Source organism: Methylotuvimicrobium sp., from assembly GCF_050611805.1.
GTDB lineage: Bacteria > Pseudomonadota > Gammaproteobacteria > Methylococcales > Methylomonadaceae > Methylotuvimicrobium.
In genome coordinates this window covers 73,294-88,669 of the sequence record NZ_JBNGHF010000006.1, presented here as the reverse complement: position 1 = coordinate 88,669, position 15,376 = coordinate 73,294, and the positions used below count along the sequence as shown (strand labels likewise).

The following is a 15,376-nucleotide window of genomic DNA, read 5'->3' as shown; positions in this document are numbered from 1 at the left end:
GCTTCTATCTGATGCGCTTCGTGCCTCAGCGCATCCTACATTTGTTTGTACACTCGAAATCAATGATGATGTCCTTCGCCAAACTCTCCTTTTTGCAACTGTGCTTTCAAGGAAAAGGCATTCTGGCTGACGTAAGTTTGGCCAGGCTTTAAACCTTGGAGAATTTCCACATTTTTAAAATCTCTACGCCCGGTCTGAACCGGCTGGGGTTCAAAATCCCCGTCTTCATGCCGGACAAAAACCACTGTTTTTCCTTCCAGGGTTTGTAAGGCCGATAAAGGGATAACCAGCGCGGCATCGTGCTCTGCTATAACGACATTGCCGCTGACAAACATGCCCGGACGCCAGCGTCCGTCCGCATTTTCCAACACCACGCGGGCTGTTGCGCTCCGGGTTTTTTCATCAAGGGTCGGACTCATCCAGCTTAGGGTGCCGACTGCGGCCGCTTCTGTTTCAGCCCCTCCAAAACGACTGCCGACCCGTACCGGTTGGCCCAAATGAATCAAAGCCAAATCCTTTTGATAGACGGTCAGATTGACCCAAATTTCAGATAAATCGGCAATGGTAAAACTACGGGTATCGGTTGTAATCAATTCACCGTAAACAGCATGTTTGTCGATGATGACGCCGTCCGCGGGCGCGCGTAATTCATAGCGGGTTAGATCTTTATTCACATCCTGTAAAACAGCGCTGATTGACGTTTCAGACAAGCCTAACGCCAGCAGTTGTTGTTTTGCCGCCTTCCGCTTGATCGACATTTCCGCCTGTTCTTGTTTGGCTTTAAGATAATTTCGTTTCGCGGTGATATTTTCTTTATACAGCTTTGTTTCCCGTTGTAGATTGGTGCTTGCCAATCGTAATAAACTGTCAGCGGTAACGTACTGCGCTTTAGCGGCGGCAAGTTCACGGCTTGACAAAATGGCCAAAAGATCGCCGTTTTTTACCTGTTCACCGAGATGTTTATAAACCTGGCGCACCACGCCGGATACCCAGGGAACGACATGATACAAACGCTCCGGCGCGACAATCACTTCGCCGGTCAATTCCAGTGATTTGCTGATTTTTCCGGATTTCGCCTGAGCCAGCTTGATGTCAAATTCTTGCAGTTCTTCCGCCGAAAATTCTAATGCGGTTTCCTCATGGCCTTCATGCTCATGATCGCCAGCAAAAGAAGCCGGTTGAAATGAAAAACATAGCCATAACACCGCTGGTAAGAGAGGGGTTTTCAATTTGACCTGTGTCCGCAGGTTTCGCTTAATCGTTTGTTTCATGGTAATGACTCGCTACTCGTTTCGGTCGATGGATTCAGTGAACCACCGAGTAATCGTTCAATGTCGGCAACATTCAGATGATAATCCGCAAGTGACTGTAAATATTGTATTTTTACGCCAAATAATGTTCGTTGCGCATCCAATACGTCGAGAATACCGAATTCGCCCAGCCGATAGCCACGATCGGCGACCTTAAAAGCCGTTTCCGCGCCGGGTATGACGGTTTCTTGTAATGCGACAATTTCGGCATAAGCGGCATGAAGTTGTTGATAAACGGTATTCAGCTCGGTAGTCATTTGAACTTCAACATGCCGGCGTTCATCTTTTGCTTTATTCAGCTGTCGTTCGGCCGCCATAACATTGCCCTGATTGCGATTAAACAGGGGTAAAGGCATGGAAATTCCGGCATTCAGGTTGTAGTTGTCGCCGTCGAGATACTTATTGGTGCCTAAACTCACGGTAATATTTGGAATCACTTTAGATTCCTCTACACGAACCAAAGCTTGCCGTTGACTGATTTCAGTGGCCCAACGCGCTAAATTCGGATTCAGTTTTATACGTTGCAACAATTGTTGCAGGGACGGGGGTTGTCGAACGGAAGTCAATTCCCCCTGGACGGAATCAAAACGCGCTTCGGTACTGCCCCAACTGGCGGCCAGGCGTTTACGTTTCGCTTGCAGCTCTCTTTGTGCGCGGTTCCATTCAATTTTGGTTGAAGCACGCATGACTTTTGCCTTGGTTTCTTCCAATGGCGTCACGCTACCTGCTTGCACCCTGGCTGTGGCTGATTTAACCACTTGGTCGGCCAGATCGATCAGTTGTTGTGCTAGTTGTAAACGGCGCTGCGCCGCCAAAACCTCGATAAAATCTTTGGTTACCTGAGTCAGAACGGCAATCCGCTGGGTTTCATAATCCCAGTCCGCCAATTCCTTATTCAAGGCCGCCGCTTCAGTCCGGGCAGCCCTTTTACCCCCTAATTCAATAAGCTGACTGAGTTGCAAGGTCACCACATCCGCATCGGCTCCTGAAAAGGTATTGTTGGCAAAATTGGATGCTTGAACACCCAAAACCGGGTTAGGAATCAGGCTGGCCTGCAAGGTTGCCGCTTCTCGTGCGCGAATTTCATTAGAAAAGGCCGCCAATTGTGGGTTGCGAGTGAGCGCCAGCGCCAGTGCTTGCGACAGAACCATAACGCCGACAGGTTCTTGGAGCGTACTTGCATCAGCCGGGAGTCGACTCGGTTCATCGGCTGAATTTCCGCGATTCCGCAATTCAAGCGGATGGTTAGGCCGTCGTTTGACTTCCGCAGCTAATCCAGTGTCCTGGATGGCGGCGGCACGCGTTTGAAAAAGCATTAAACAGCATGCCAAACCGGCCAATATTTGCACGCATTGCTTAAAACAACGATTACTTGTGTGTGGGTCCATTGAACCTCCGAATCTTTAATACATCGATCATCCCAGATAAAAATCTGCGATATGGAAGAGAGGAGGCGTTAGATAGTTTGGATAACTTTGTTGCTTGGCAGAAATTCACCCCATTTTGTCGTTGTCGTGCATAGGGTTATTTTTACTTTATGTATCAATAACCTAAAAAGACACCTATGACAAGGCGGCGTTACTATTCGGGCGCTATCCGCTCGGCAGGATTTGGCAAGGAGACCATCAACCGTGAACGATGCGCTTCGCTTGGGTTCCGCACATCGACCGGAATGAACGCTTTGCTAACACGTTATGACAGGAATAGCTTGATAGCGCTGCATATGAGCAATCGCTACAGCTCGTGTCTCCTGAAAAAGGTTATCCATCAAACGCCAAAGCGCTCAGGCAATGGGAGGACGGAGTTTGGGCGATATCTTTCTGGAATACCAGATTTCGGATTGAAGAGGGAATTGATGTGAGTTTTGTGCAGGAAAGCTTTTTGTTACATAGGAGAGCGCAGCTAGTGCTTGTCCCATGTGTCCGCCATGGTCGTAACTACAAACTCCACAACGCGGATTGTCGTCTGTTGTAGCTGTTTGAATATCAGAGTCAGGGTGAGAGTGCTGCACAGAGAAAACAGGATGAGGTTGATCAGCATCAGCTAGCGACCAATCATGGATATCGGTCACCATCCAGGTGGACATCCAAAAAGTCAAAAATGCTAAAAAATAAATACTCACTCGTTTCATAATCTGCATAATACACAACAATTAGTTAATGAGCAACGATCTTTATTTAGTCAAATCTTCGGATAGTCTGCGTTTTTAAGAGAGATAACCTGGCTCGACCCCTGGAATTATTTTTACTTCGTAAGATTATTCAGTGAAAGCGGTCTGGTAGCAAGCGGGTTAGTCAATATTGCTTTCAACTAATGAGTCATCTTAGAGTCTGATGTATCCCCAGAACATTTTGTTTTATATCGATATTTTCTGGGGATACATCAGTCTTAGAGTACGATTTTTTCCGTTTCGTGAGCAGACCCCATCTAAGCTAAAACAAACTGTCAAAAAACTATCGTGGAAGTCGATTTTGGATCGATAGCTACAATATTTTTCTATAATTCAATGACTGCTTTTGTCAAAAATCAATTTATCCAATGATGGATTGACCTGCCTCTTTTAACGATCCATCGCCGTTGACATACATATAAAGGGTTGTGGTCGTGATCCCAAGTCTTTTGGCCACATCGGACGCATTGGCTTTAGGGTCGGACAACGCCGACATCGCCATCATCAAGGTTGGCCGGTCCATCTTGCGCGGTCGACCGCCTTTGCGTCCCCGTGCCCTGGCCGCAGCAAGTCCGGCACGGGTGCGTTCAGCGATGAGTTCCCGCTCAAATTCGGCAAGCGCGGCAAATATCCCGAAAAACAAGCGTCCATTCGGTGTGGTGGTGTCGATCTGAGCCCCGGCACCGGCCAACACCTTTAGGCCCACATTACGCTTTCTGAGCTCGTCAATGACCGTGACCAAATGTTTTAAATCACGGCCAAGCCGATCCAACTTCCAGATCACTAAGGTATTTCCCGGTTGCAGGGCTTTAAGGCAAGCATTCAGTCCCGGCCTGTCATCTTTACGACCGGAAGCCAGGTCTTCATAAATACGGCTTTCTTCAACACCGGCACCTAATAAGGCATCTCGTTGGGGATTCAATGTTTGGCTGCCATCACTTTTGGAAACCCGAATATAACCCACCAGCATAATGATCAACAAATAGTGCAAGAAAAGATAAAGGCAAAGATACAATATTGCTTTGATTTTCTCAATGGGTTTTCTTGTGGTTTTCCGCCCCAATTATTGTATGATTCTATCTATCAGATAAACGGACGTTTTTCTTGTACTAAATCCATTCCCGGTTTTCAACTTTGCAACCCAGCGATACCGCCTATCCCCGATTCAAAAGCCGACTTGCCCAATCGGAATTGGAGCGTTTCTACACAGTGACGGATGCCGAACGGGCCTATTGCGATACTGCCACTCGCTCAAGCACCACGCGCTTGGGATTTGCTCTGCTTTTAAAAACCTATCAACGACTGGGTTATTTTGTAACTTCAGAGCAAGTGCCGAATGCCATTGCCGAGCATGTCGCCTCTAGCATGGGCGAACCCTATGACCGGGAGAATTTGCGGCAGTACGATGTTTCGCAGGCCAGACGCAAACACTTGTCGGCGGTGCGTGAATTTTTGGCGGTCAAACCCTTCGGCGACGATGGCAAAGAGCTGATGCGACAAACTTTTGCCGAAGCAGCACTGACCAAGGAAGATGTCATCGATATTATCAATATCGGCATTGAAACGTTGGTGCGTCATCGTTACGAGTTGCCGGCATTCGACACCTTGCTGCGCGAAGCTCGCGTCTCGCGGATTGCAACAAACCAGGCGCTGCACAGGCAAATTCACGATGCACTTGGGGATGAGGGTCGGGCTTTTCTCGATAACCTTTTCGTGGTGGGAGATGATCCGCGCCGCGTGAGTCTATGGAACGACATTAAGCAAGATGCCGCCAAGCCTACGATAGACGGCATGCGGGAGTTGGTCGAACGCTATGACCGGCTGACTGAGCTGGCTTGCTACGCAGACCTATTAAAAATCATGCCGGTCATCAAAATCAAACAATGGGCGCTGGAAGGCAATAGTCTCGATGCTGCCAGTATGATGGATATGGTGGCCGCTAAACGCTACGCCGTTGCCTTATCCTTGATTAGGCAACGGCTGGCGATTGTGACCGATGATCTCTGCAATCTCTTTTGCCGACAGATGAAGCGTGCGTTGCATAGCGCCGAAGAAGCCCTTGAAAAATATCTGGCCGACAATCAAGAAAAAACCGATGAGATTTTGCGCCGGTTTGCGATGCTGGAAACACTCCTGAATTCCAGTCAATCGGCAGACGAACAATTGAAAGGCGTTCGCCAGGCGGTGACGGCTCGCCCCGATTTGTGCGAATTCTCGCGCTTGCATGCGGAATACGGCGGGAAGAACGAATTCCGTTTTGTCTGGCAGTTCTTCAAGCCACGGCGAGCGGCGATGCTACGGATTTTGAGTAAGTTAAAGCTGGAATCCACCAGTCAGGATGCCAGTTTTGAGCGGTCTCTGGCTTTTATGCTGGAAAACAGCCATCGGCAAAGCGAGTGGCTAACGCTCAAGGACAAAGGCAAGATTGCCTTAACGGCGGACGATCTGGGCTGGATTTCCGAAAAATGGTGGAAGTTGGTGACTGGCGAAATCAAGCGCGATACTGTTCCGACTCGAATCAATCGCCGCCAGTTCGAAGCATGCGTCTGTTCGCAAATGGTTAGGGAACTGAAATCTGGCGACCTTTGCGTGATCGGCAGCGATGCATATTCTGACCACCGGAACGAGCTGGTGCCGATGGCCGAATGCGAACGTACACGCGCGGATTATGGTGAGAAAGTGGGCTTGCCAGTCGAGAGCGCAGCCTTTATCGAGCATGTTCGCACCCTACTGACCGAGGCGGCACAACAGGCTGACAAGACTTATCAGGAAAATGCATATTTCAAGATCATAAATGGCAGGCCAAAGCTGGGCCGGCAACAGAAAAAAGAGATTCCGCAAGGCTTCAAAGAGATGGATGACGCGTTAAGAAGAAAACTCGATAGCATGGGTCTTTCGTTGTTGGATGTGCTTGCCGATACCATGCAATGGCTTGGGTGGGGCAAGCATTTTGGCCCGTTGAGTGGTCACAAAGGTAAGTTACTGGAGGAAGACCGGCGTAAGATTCTGACGGTGTTCGCCTATGGCACAGGTTTAGGGCCGACACAAATTGCCAAGAACATTGCCGATGTCAGTGCTCGGCAAGTGTCATTCGTCAATCAACGCCAAGTCACGACGGAAAAGCTGGAGGCCGCTATCTGCACGACGATTAATGCGTACAATCAATTTCAACTGCCACGCTATTGGGGCGATACAAAACGCGCAGCGGCAGACGGTACGCAATGGAATCTGTATGAAAATAATCTGCTGTCGGAACGGCATATCCGTTATGGCGGCTATGGCGGCATTGCTTATTACCATGTCAGCGATACATATATTGCGCTGTTTTCGCATTTCATTCCCTGCGGTGTCTGGGAAGCCGTTTACATCCTGGATGGGCTGACAAAGAACAAGTCGGATATTCAGCCCGATACTTTACATGGCGATACCCAGGCGCAAAGCGCACCGGTTTATGGCTTGGCGTTTTTGCTGGGTATCAAGCTGATGCCACGTATTCGCAACTGGAAAGATTTGAAATGGTTCCGTCCGAGCGCCGACGAAGTGTATAAACACATTGATGACCTGTTTACCAAGGATGCGATAGATTGGGATTTGATCGCCTGTCATTTGCCGGACATGCTGCAAGTAGCGCAATCGATTCGTGCCGGGCGTATTCAACCATCGACCATCTTGCGCAAGCTCGGCACTGCAAGCCGGAAAAACAAACTGTATTTCGCCTTTCGTGAGCTGGGCCGGGTCGTCCGCACTATTTTCCTGCTGGAATATATCAGCGACGACGCGCTACGCCAGGTCATCCAAGCGGCGCAAAACAAGTGCGAAGGTTTCAACAACTTTGCGCAGTGGGCGTATTTCGGATCGGACACCATCGAGGAAAATGTGCGCGAGGATCAGTTGAAGATAATCAAGTACAATCACCTGATTGCCAATCTGATGATTTTCCACAACTGTCATACGATGACGCAGGCATTCAAAGAGTTGGAAACCGAAGGAATGAAGTTGACGCCAGAGTTGGCCGCTGTGTTTAGTCCATTTCGGACGCATCACGCCAATCGTTTTGGCACATACGAACTTCGGGATCGGGATTTGGAGCCAATTGATTACGGCGTGACGTTCCAGATGTAACCAAGCCAGGGATGTTACTCATTTACGAAGGAATCCTTACGGTCCCCCAAATATAATGGTACTTTCCTGAACACCGAAAAATGACCTTTTTTGAGAGGCCATCTGCTGTCCTCCTATGCGTTACCATTTAATTCCCGCCCGTACCGCCTAATGAAGTACTAAGGAAAATTTTTCCCGTTTCTTCATTTTACATCCTTGCCGGTCAACACTTATAGCCACTCTTATATAAGCAAATAAAGCTGAGCTGTAAATCTTTTTAGTCCATAGGAGAGTTATGCACCCTATTTCTAATAAATGAATAAATGACTCCTTAATTCCCTTGACTGGCAAAAATAATCATCTATAATGTTTTTCAACGGGAACAAATGAGTCCCTAAGACAATTTGAGGGTACTATGATAGCTTTGTCAAAAATCACAAAAGAAGACGCTAAAAAAGCCGCGATGGAGTTTTTGGGCATTTTGGCAATGTGGACCGATTGTTTCTTTGATGAAAAAGCCGGCGCCAGATTGCTGAAAATCGATGAAGAAAGCTATGAGGTCGGCGATATTGACTACAACGGCTCGACGGAAGCACTCGAATCGTATATTGAAAAGAGTGACCTAGAAAATTCAGTTTTCGTAGAAAAAATTGAGCAAATTTTTGAATTCGCCCAAACAGGTATTGAAGATAATTTAGGATGGAATTTGCTTGATTTGATGACTGAATTCGGATCGTTTCGTCAAATGTTTTGTTCACGCCCTATTGTTTCATTTAAAGATAATGGTGTTTCTATGTTAGGTGGCGATGACGATCCTATTTTAGACACTTTACTAACAGTTACAGAGGCAGCCTACGCAAGATGGAAGATTCTTGAAGGCGATACTTTAACACTGGACGAAATCGCCTTGCTAGCAGGGGTTGGGATAAAAACTGTTAGGAATGCCGTTAGCTCAAAGGGGCATGACCGCTTGATTACGGCCGGTCGCCAAGATGACAAGACGGTCGTGGAGGCTGCTGAAGCCTATCGGTGGCTATTGACCAAAAAAGGATTCACTGGACCATTTTTATATCACGAAGAACCTCCCTACAACACATACGAGACGTTAGGCCAGTTTAGGCATCATTGTTATGTCTTGAGGATGTTGGCGAAGCTGGAGATTGCCGACTTGGCAAAACAACTGGGTTGGAATGAATCACTCACCCAGGCATACACCGACTTGGAAAATTTAGACGTCTCCGAGAAGTTAAGCATTTTGTCGCCCAATACATTGTTGGAGCTGGGCAAGTTTTATAAATCCGAGAATCTCAATACTTTTGTAATCGAAGGTAGCCGAATTTTGGCTTCGGCAGTCGCCGAGTACCAAGCCAAACAATTGTTCAACTGATCCAGAAGGTGTTCGTCATGATTTTAACCAAACACGCAGAAACGAGAATTCAACAACGCTGTATTCCGAAGCTCGTATTAGACCTGTTGCTTGAGCATGGAGCGATCGAACACCAACACGGCGGCACTGAGCTGGTTTATTTCAAGACCAAGAACTTCGAAAGAGCAAGGAATCAGCTGGAACGGACACTAAAGGAGTTCGATAAATTGAGGGAAGCCTACCTGATCAAAAGCAACCAAGAGGAGGAGAGCCTAATTATTACGGCAGGCTATTTGAAGGGGAGCCCTAAAACAAAAACCCACTTGTAAATCTTTACACCGACAGACTAGGCAAAGAAAAAATATGCGCGAAAAATCAAAGGCCAAATTAGAAGTAGCGGATTTTTTAGAAAAGGTGATCAACCAAAGTACATATTCACAGAAGGAAATTGCCGATATGGCTGGTTTCAACTCACCAAACATCATCACCATGCTCAAACAGGGTTTAACTAAAGTTCCTGTTGAAAGGATACCGGCATTGGCCAGGGTATTGGATATTGATCGTGTCGAGTTTTTCGAGTTAGTGATGAAAAGCTATAGACCGAAAGAGTATGCCGTGATCGTCGAAATTTTCGGAGATCCGATATCCGATGCTGAAAGAAGGATTATCAGGCTTTTGAGGGAAGTTATCCCTGATGGTCAACTGGTCAATAACACCAACCATTATCGAAATAAAATTCGGGCCGCCTTGGAAAATTGAGCAAGTTCGAGCCAAAACCACCCATCTTATTTAATTTAGGAATTGATATGCCATCCACCCCATGCCTGTTTAATCAGTACCAACCCACCATTTCAAGTCTGAACCCAAATAACTTAGAGAATGGCTATTTTCCAGAAGACTTGTTGATCGAAAAAGAAGGGGCATTTTCGGTCTGGTATGCGCCTTTCGACTACATTAACCTGCAGGCTAAGGTCGTGATTGTCGGCATCACGCCCGGTTATCAGCAAGCTACAAATGCTTTAAGAAAGGCTCATCAAGTCTTAATGGCCGGCGGTTCTAGCGAGCAAGCCAAAGCTGAATCTAAAAAATTCGCTAGTTTCAGCGGGCCTATGCGTACCAACTTGACTGATATGCTGGATTTTATCGGCATACCGCTATTGCTTGATATCCCATCTACCAAAGCCTTGTTTGAAGATCAAACGCATTTGGTGCATTTTACTTCGGCGCTTAGGTATCCGGTCATGAAAAATGGTGAAAACTATAGCGGTACCCCTGCGATCACCAGCACACCATTTCTGAACCATCAATTAGAGTCTTGGTTTGCCAAGGAATGTCAAATGTTGTCTGATGCGCTTTTTGTGCCACTCGGCCCGAAAGTAAGTGACTCATTATGGGCGTTAAACAAAAAAGGCACACTGAAAAGCGATCAAATTTTGGACGGTCTGCCGCATCCATCCGGCGCGAACGCCGAACGTATTAAATATTTTCTAATGAAAAAAAGTAAAGATGCCTTGTCATCGCGTACTAATCCATTGGTAATCGATCAGGCACGCGAAAAGCTGGTACAAAAAGTAAAGGTCGCAATTGCCCTTAAACAAGATAAATAATGAATAAAGGAATCATATTGTCCTTGACAAAAGACAGCCACAAATTTACACTTTGCCTTAACAGGAACAAAGGAGTCCTGTTATCAATTTTTTAATTTTTGAGAGGCGAGGCATATGAAACTACTTTACACCGTACGTCGTGGAAAGCAGCAAGGCTCTGTTCTGGTCCCGGTTAAACAAAAAAATGGCCGGTTTGTCGTGAGTAAAACACGATTCCAGTCTGATCAGATTTACGTTTCTTCGCTTGAAGACGTATATGCCTATCTTCAGAGAGGCTACAAAGTCAGGATGGGAAATCCTGATTCTAAAATTGCCCCCAGTTTGGTGAAGCTGGAATCAATCCAGGTTGTCATGTAACAAACTTGTTGCCCTGGATTCAATTTTTGAAAGTCTCTATCTTAAATGAGGGTCAACTATGAATGATAAATCGCTCGGCAGAACATTTCTCAAGTCAACTCAACATGTGAAAGTCTTAGAGCAGCCAGAACGCTCTTGGCGATCGGTGCTGGTGGGATTGCAATGCGGCATTCTTTTTCTACCTTATGAGATTGTCTCACTGGTTTTATGGCCTTTGATTTACAATCTGGCGATTGATATTTATCAAGCCGCTTATGTCCTGTGCTTGGTATTCAAATCCGCGGCTGAGGCGATTAAATTCGGATTTATGGGATACTTAGAGGCCAGTGATGAGCCGTTTATTGTGGATATCGAGGACGAATAAACTCTTGATGACATGCTAATTTGTTAAGTTTTTAGTTATATCGCTACACCGTAATAACGAGTTCAATGGGCGATTTAGGTCGCCCATCATTTTTGATCTAACCTTTGCGGGTCACTTTAAAAAACCCGGTGAACATCGGATACAGCATGAAACTCACCAAACCACCCCCACCAACAAAATCCCGGCAATCGCCAACACCTTCATTCCCAAAGCGCTTGCACGCCAGCCTCTTCGACTCGCTAAAAATAATTATGCGCCGTAAGCTCAAGCACTGTCTCGATTTGGCCGGCGGTCTTCAGCAAGGCGTATAAATCAAAATGATCGACCGTCATTTCTTGCCGGACATAATCCGCCAGGTAACGGTCCGAATCGGGTTTTACCCCGTTACGGCGGCAGATCATGTAACAAACGGATTCCGCCTCCAATTCTTTGTGGTCGTGCGTCAAGCCACTACGATCCGGTATCTTCAAATAGTCGTCTTCGCCCAAATGCCCCAGGTACAAATGTGCCAGCTCATGAATCAACGTGGCGAAACGGATATTTGGATCGTGGGCTTTGTTCAAACGAATGCGGTAGTGCGGCTTTTCCTTGGTATCCTTTTTTTCTTTGGTTTTGGGGATGCGCTTGATGACTTCCATCGTATTGCCCAGTTTACCGATGTTACCCGCCAGGCCATCGCCAAATTCGATTTGCTGGGTTTCTATGCCCTGCCGGCCGAGCAATTCCAAAAACCGTGCGATTCTATGGTCCGTCATAGCCCCGATAGCCCTGAAAGCTTCGGCCACATCATGGGGCAATGGATCGCCTTCGGTATCTTCGACGTCATAAACCAGGACCAGCGGCGCAAAGGGCCATAAAATCAGCAGCGGCCTGGCGCCCGGCCTGACCGTGCGCCTGAACCGATTGAGCCAATCCCTTCGTGACGCGGCAAAGCGCAGGCCTGGTTTTTGGATGTGCAGGATAAAGGCATTGAAGGGTGCGAAGTTGCGTAGGCGCACGACAAAATCGAGCATTTCCTGATAGTCTTGGCCGCTTTTATAAAGCTTGGAATCTTCGAGTAATTCGGAAAGCAGCGAACGGGCATGCGGCGCCATTGAGTCATAGTTCTGGGTGGGCATTGTTATTTTTCCTTAATCGACGCCTTCATTTCGGGCATGAACACAACGCTTAGTTTACCGTCAAAATCATTGTTGCATCGTCCCCACGACGTAAATTTCCAAGTAAACGCGGGTATTTTTTTCAGTCCATAGATGGACTCGGAAAATTAGCGCAACTTTTTCAAATCCAAGCTTGTAAGCCTTGATATTGCTGGGATTAGGCGATTTTCCTGAGCAATATGTTGCGTAATTTTGATGTTGCCCGTGCAACCTTGGGCGCAACCATCTAAAGACTGCCTCACCAAACCACCCCGACCAACAAAATCCCGGCGATCACCAACACCTTCATGCCCAAAGCGGTCAGGCAAACCGATCGACCATCGTCCATAATCTCGGCTACCCGATTCCTGACCTGATCCTGCATGTGAATTTTTCGTTGCATGGCGACTCTCCTAGTTTAAGGGTTTGTTGCTAATGCGCCCGGTAACTGCGCATTTGTCCGACCAAAATGCCCTGAATTTGAACTTGTTCGGGCGCATAAATTTGAGTTGTCATCGCTGAATTAGCCGGTATCAACAGCACTTTGCCCGGCGATTGCTCGATATATTTCAACGTCGCTTCGTGATTGTCGATCAACGCCACGACTATTTCTCCGTTGCGTGCGTAATCGCGCTGCTCGATCACCACCCAATCCCCGTCGAAAATGCCTGCCTCTTTCATCGAATCCCCTTTGACCTGCAAGACGTAACACGGCTTGTCGCTTTTCAGCAGCTCCGGGACCGGCAGGTAATGCACATCGGCCAATGCTTCGATCGGTTTGCCGGCGGCGATTTTGCCGACATAGGGCAAGGCATGTTCGCACGCGGCATAATCCCGCTGCGCCTGGACCGTCAAACGAATGCCGGTTTGTTTGCTGCCCGCGAACGGTTCGATCAGTCCGGCGTCGATCAAGGCGCTGATGTGCTTGTGTAACGATCCGCGCGAAGCCATGCCCAAGGATTCGCAAAGCTCGTCGAGCGTAGGCGGATAGGCAAAGCGTTCGTAGTTATCGCGCAAAAACTCGAAGATTTGTCGTTGTCGGCGGGTCAGTTCAGTCATTGTGTCAACATCATTTGCTTTTGGGATGTTTGGCAGTTTAGCAAAAAGCGCCTAAAATGAGAACATAAAGAGAACATAAAAACGCCTTTCGGCTTCGCCTCGCTCTCAACCCGCTATGCTCATTATGCCAACGAATTTTTATTCCGCTGCTTCAAACCCCAAAACTGTGACCTTGCCGCTGTTTTCCGGCAAAGTCTCGGCCGGTTTCCCGTCGCCGGCCGACGATTACATCGAGAAAACCCTGGACCTGAACGAGCTGCTGGTGCAAAAGCCCGCCGCGACGTTCTTCGTCCGCGCGCAAGGCGAATCGATGCTCGGCGCCGGTATTCATCCGAACGATATTTTGGTCGTCGACCGTTCGCTGAAACCGGTGCCGGGCAGGGTCGTGATTTGCGCGCTGAACGACGAACTGGTCGTCAAGCGCTTGAAGCGCCGGGGCGGCCAGTGGCTGTTAGGTTCGGAAAACCCGGCCTACCGGGATATCATTCTTCTCGAAGAGCTGGAAATAGTGATATGGGGTGTGGTGACCAACGTGATTCACCCGCTGTAATGTCCCCGCAACGGCTGATCGCCCTGGTCGATTGCAACAACTTCTATGTAAGCTGCGAACGCGTGTTCAGGCCTGACCTGATCGGCAAGCCGGTTGCCGTACTCAGCAATAATGACGGCTGCGTCGTCGCCCGCAGTGCCGAAGTCAAGAAATTGGGCATCAAAATGGGTGTGCCGCTGTTCCAGATTCAGCAACTGGTCAACCAGCACCAAATCAAACTTTTCTCATCAAACTATGCGCTGTATGCCGATATGTCGGCGAGAGTCATGGCCACTTTGGAACAGTTCGCCCCCAATCTTGAGGTGTATTCCATTGATGAAGGCTTTCTGGACTTAACCGGCGTTTATCCTTGCGGCAAAGACCCGATTGCTTACGGCCAGCTGATCAGAAAAACGGTTGTTCGAGCCACCGGCATTCCGGTTTGCGTGGGGCTAGGACCGACCAAAACGCTCGCTAAACTGGCGAACTTCGCCGCCAAAAAATGGCCGCAAACCGGCGGTGTTCTGGATCTGTCCGACCCGGTGCGCCGGGAAAAGCTGATGCGCATTGTGCCGGTCGGCGAGGTGTGGGGCATAGGCCCGCGCACGGCGGCCAAGCTGAACCGGCTTGGCATTCATACCGTTTGGGATTTAGCGTCCCAATCCAGCAAGCGCATTCAAGCCCAGTTTAATGTTGTGGTGGCTAGAACCGTGATGGAGTTGAATGGCACGCCTTGCCTGGCATTGGAAGAAATCGCCCCGGATAAACAGCAAATTGTCTGCTCCAGAAGTTTTAGCCGCCGCTTAACCGAATACGCCGAGCTGTCGCAAGCCATGGCCGAGTTCTGCAGCCGGGCCGCCGAAAAACTCCGGAATCAAGACTCAGTGACCGGCTGCATTACAATCTTTATCCGGACCAGCCCATTCAATCCGGATGAGCCGCAATATCAACGGGCGGCCAGTAGTAAGCTGAATGCGGCTACGCAAGACACACGGATCATCATTGCTACCGCTAACCGGATACTCAAAGAGATCTACAGGCCAGGCTATAACTATCAGAAATGCGGCGTCCAGCTGAGTCATATTCAGCCGGAAACCACGCCAGGGCAAATGGATGTATTCGACTTGACGGTTGACGGCCTATCTTCTGAAAACCGACACTTAATGAAAGCCATTGACCGGATCAACCGGCGCTTTCCGAGCGCTGTTTCAATCGCGGCAACTGGTTTTGACAAGAGCTGGAAGCCGAAGGCGGAGCGGATTTCGCAGCGTTATACGACCGATTGGCGGGAGTTGGTGGGGGTGAAATGAGGGTTGAAAAAAAGCTTAACGTACGATTTTTTCCGAATTCTGCAACCATGCCAAAACAAAAAATAGC

At 48.2% G+C, this 15,376-nt stretch carries 16 protein-coding genes; 9 read left to right on the top strand and 7 right to left on the bottom strand.

The features are described 5' to 3' along the window. Positions 1-59 precede the first annotated feature (59 nt). From ACRJJO_RS04985 to ACRJJO_RS04970, 4 genes are all read right to left on the bottom strand, one after another. Entirely contained in the window at positions 60-1,271 is a 1,212-nt protein-coding gene (locus tag ACRJJO_RS04985; RefSeq protein ID WP_341328785.1) for an efflux RND transporter periplasmic adaptor subunit, read from the bottom strand. Next, positions 1,268-2,698, bottom strand: coding sequence for a TolC family protein (locus ACRJJO_RS04980; RefSeq protein WP_341328784.1), 1,431 nt, complete (start codon positions 2,696-2,698; stop codon positions 1,268-1,270). Before ACRJJO_RS04980 ends, ACRJJO_RS04985 begins: the two co-directional genes overlap by 4 nt. 395 nt (positions 2,699-3,093) lie before the next feature. Beyond that, the gene (locus tag ACRJJO_RS04975; RefSeq protein ID WP_341328783.1) at positions 3,094-3,450 is read right to left on the bottom strand and encodes a hypothetical protein; all 357 of its coding nucleotides are present in this window, start codon (positions 3,448-3,450) and stop codon (positions 3,094-3,096) included. 391 nt (positions 3,451-3,841) lie between these two features. Beyond that, on the bottom strand, positions 3,842-4,450 hold the full coding sequence (locus tag ACRJJO_RS04970) for a recombinase family protein (RefSeq protein WP_341328782.1): 609 nt from the start codon (positions 4,448-4,450) through the stop codon (positions 3,842-3,844). Between the two features lie 164 nt (positions 4,451-4,614). Here ACRJJO_RS04970 and ACRJJO_RS04965 point away from each other — a divergent pair, with 164 nt between their 5' ends. From ACRJJO_RS04965 to ACRJJO_RS04935, 7 genes are all read left to right on the top strand, one after another. Next, positions 4,615-7,602, top strand: a complete 2,988-nt coding sequence (locus ACRJJO_RS04965) for a Tn3 family transposase (RefSeq protein WP_431064795.1) — start codon at positions 4,615-4,617, stop codon at positions 7,600-7,602. 442 nt (positions 7,603-8,044) lie between these two features. After that, entirely contained in the window at positions 8,045-8,968 is a 924-nt protein-coding gene (locus ACRJJO_RS04960; RefSeq protein ID WP_431064794.1) for a hypothetical protein, read from the top strand. Positions 8,969-8,985: 17 nt separating this feature from the next. Then, entirely contained in the window at positions 8,986-9,276 is a 291-nt protein-coding gene (locus tag ACRJJO_RS04955) for a hypothetical protein (RefSeq protein WP_431064793.1), read from the top strand. 34 nt (positions 9,277-9,310) lie between these two features. Beyond that, positions 9,311-9,706 (top strand): XRE family transcriptional regulator, encoded by a 396-nt coding sequence (locus tag ACRJJO_RS04950; RefSeq protein ID WP_431064792.1) that lies wholly within the window; start codon positions 9,311-9,313, stop codon positions 9,704-9,706. After that, on the top strand, positions 9,703-10,554 hold the full coding sequence (locus ACRJJO_RS04945) for a hypothetical protein (RefSeq protein WP_431064791.1): 852 nt from the start codon (positions 9,703-9,705) through the stop codon (positions 10,552-10,554). Before ACRJJO_RS04950 ends, ACRJJO_RS04945 begins: the two co-directional genes overlap by 4 nt. Positions 10,555-10,668: 114 nt before the next feature. Beyond that, the gene (locus ACRJJO_RS04940; RefSeq protein WP_431064790.1) at positions 10,669-10,911 is read left to right on the top strand and encodes a hypothetical protein; all 243 of its coding nucleotides are present in this window, start codon (positions 10,669-10,671) and stop codon (positions 10,909-10,911) included. A gap of 58 nt (positions 10,912-10,969) precedes the next feature. Continuing rightward, positions 10,970-11,275 (top strand): hypothetical protein, encoded by a 306-nt coding sequence (locus ACRJJO_RS04935; protein WP_431064789.1) that lies wholly within the window; start codon positions 10,970-10,972, stop codon positions 11,273-11,275. A gap of 239 nt (positions 11,276-11,514) precedes the next feature. Here ACRJJO_RS04935 and ACRJJO_RS04930 read toward each other — a convergent pair whose 3' ends face one another. The 3 genes from ACRJJO_RS04930 to lexA form a co-directional block, all read right to left on the bottom strand. Further along, positions 11,515-12,393: an ImmA/IrrE family metallo-endopeptidase gene (locus ACRJJO_RS04930; protein WP_431064788.1), complete on the bottom strand. Its 879-nt coding sequence runs from the start codon at positions 12,391-12,393 to the stop codon at positions 11,515-11,517. 277 nt (positions 12,394-12,670) lie between these two features. Continuing rightward, the gene (locus ACRJJO_RS04925) at positions 12,671-12,814 is read right to left on the bottom strand and encodes a hypothetical protein (RefSeq protein WP_431064787.1); all 144 of its coding nucleotides are present in this window, start codon (positions 12,812-12,814) and stop codon (positions 12,671-12,673) included. A 29-nt stretch (positions 12,815-12,843) separates the two neighbouring features. Continuing rightward, entirely contained in the window at positions 12,844-13,470 is a 627-nt protein-coding gene (gene lexA / locus ACRJJO_RS04920) for a transcriptional repressor LexA (RefSeq protein WP_431064786.1), read from the bottom strand. A 115-nt stretch (positions 13,471-13,585) separates the two neighbouring features. On the opposite strand from lexA, the gene ACRJJO_RS04915 reads away from it, so the two are divergent. Both ACRJJO_RS04915 and ACRJJO_RS04910 read left to right on the top strand, forming a co-directional pair. Next, positions 13,586-14,020: a LexA family protein gene (locus ACRJJO_RS04915; protein ID WP_431064785.1), complete on the top strand. Its 435-nt coding sequence runs from the start codon at positions 13,586-13,588 to the stop codon at positions 14,018-14,020. Further along, positions 14,020-15,309, top strand: coding sequence for a Y-family DNA polymerase (locus tag ACRJJO_RS04910; protein WP_431064784.1), 1,290 nt, complete (start codon positions 14,020-14,022; stop codon positions 15,307-15,309). The genes ACRJJO_RS04915 and ACRJJO_RS04910 overlap by 1 nt, the downstream gene beginning before the upstream one ends. The last annotated feature ends 67 nt before the right edge of the window (positions 15,310-15,376 follow it).

What these genes read in the sequence shown, in the direction of transcription:
- ACRJJO_RS04930 (WP_431064788.1), bottom strand. Translation starts at nt 12,393, where the DNA reads ATGCCCACCCAGAACTATGACTCAATGGCGCCGCATGCCCGTTCGCTG.
- ACRJJO_RS04960 (WP_431064794.1), top strand. Translation starts at nt 8,045, where the DNA reads ATGGAGTTTTTGGGCATTTTGGCAATGTGGACCGATTGTTTCTTTGAT.
- ACRJJO_RS04975 (WP_341328783.1), bottom strand. Translation starts at nt 3,450, where the DNA reads ATGCAGATTATGAAACGAGTGAGTATTTATTTTTTAGCATTTTTGACT.
- ACRJJO_RS04955 (WP_431064793.1), top strand. Translation starts at nt 8,986, where the DNA reads ATGATTTTAACCAAACACGCAGAAACGAGAATTCAACAACGCTGTATT.
- ACRJJO_RS04940 (WP_431064790.1), top strand. Translation starts at nt 10,669, where the DNA reads ATGAAACTACTTTACACCGTACGTCGTGGAAAGCAGCAAGGCTCTGTT.
- ACRJJO_RS04970 (WP_341328782.1), bottom strand. Translation starts at nt 4,450, where the DNA reads ATGCTGGTGGGTTATATTCGGGTTTCCAAAAGTGATGGCAGCCAAACA.
- ACRJJO_RS04915 (WP_431064785.1), top strand. Translation starts at nt 13,586, where the DNA reads ATGCTCATTATGCCAACGAATTTTTATTCCGCTGCTTCAAACCCCAAA.
- ACRJJO_RS04985 (WP_341328785.1), bottom strand. Translation starts at nt 1,271, where the DNA reads ATGAAACAAACGATTAAGCGAAACCTGCGGACACAGGTCAAATTGAAA.
- ACRJJO_RS04925 (WP_431064787.1), bottom strand. Translation starts at nt 12,814, where the DNA reads ATGCAACGAAAAATTCACATGCAGGATCAGGTCAGGAATCGGGTAGCC.
- ACRJJO_RS04950 (WP_431064792.1), top strand. Translation starts at nt 9,311, where the DNA reads ATGCGCGAAAAATCAAAGGCCAAATTAGAAGTAGCGGATTTTTTAGAA.
- ACRJJO_RS04935 (WP_431064789.1), top strand. Translation starts at nt 10,970, where the DNA reads ATGAATGATAAATCGCTCGGCAGAACATTTCTCAAGTCAACTCAACAT.
- ACRJJO_RS04910 (WP_431064784.1), top strand. Translation starts at nt 14,020, where the DNA reads ATGTCCCCGCAACGGCTGATCGCCCTGGTCGATTGCAACAACTTCTAT.
- ACRJJO_RS04980 (WP_341328784.1), bottom strand. Translation starts at nt 2,698, where the DNA reads ATGGACCCACACACAAGTAATCGTTGTTTTAAGCAATGCGTGCAAATA.
- lexA (WP_431064786.1), bottom strand. Translation starts at nt 13,470, where the DNA reads ATGACTGAACTGACCCGCCGACAACGACAAATCTTCGAGTTTTTGCGC.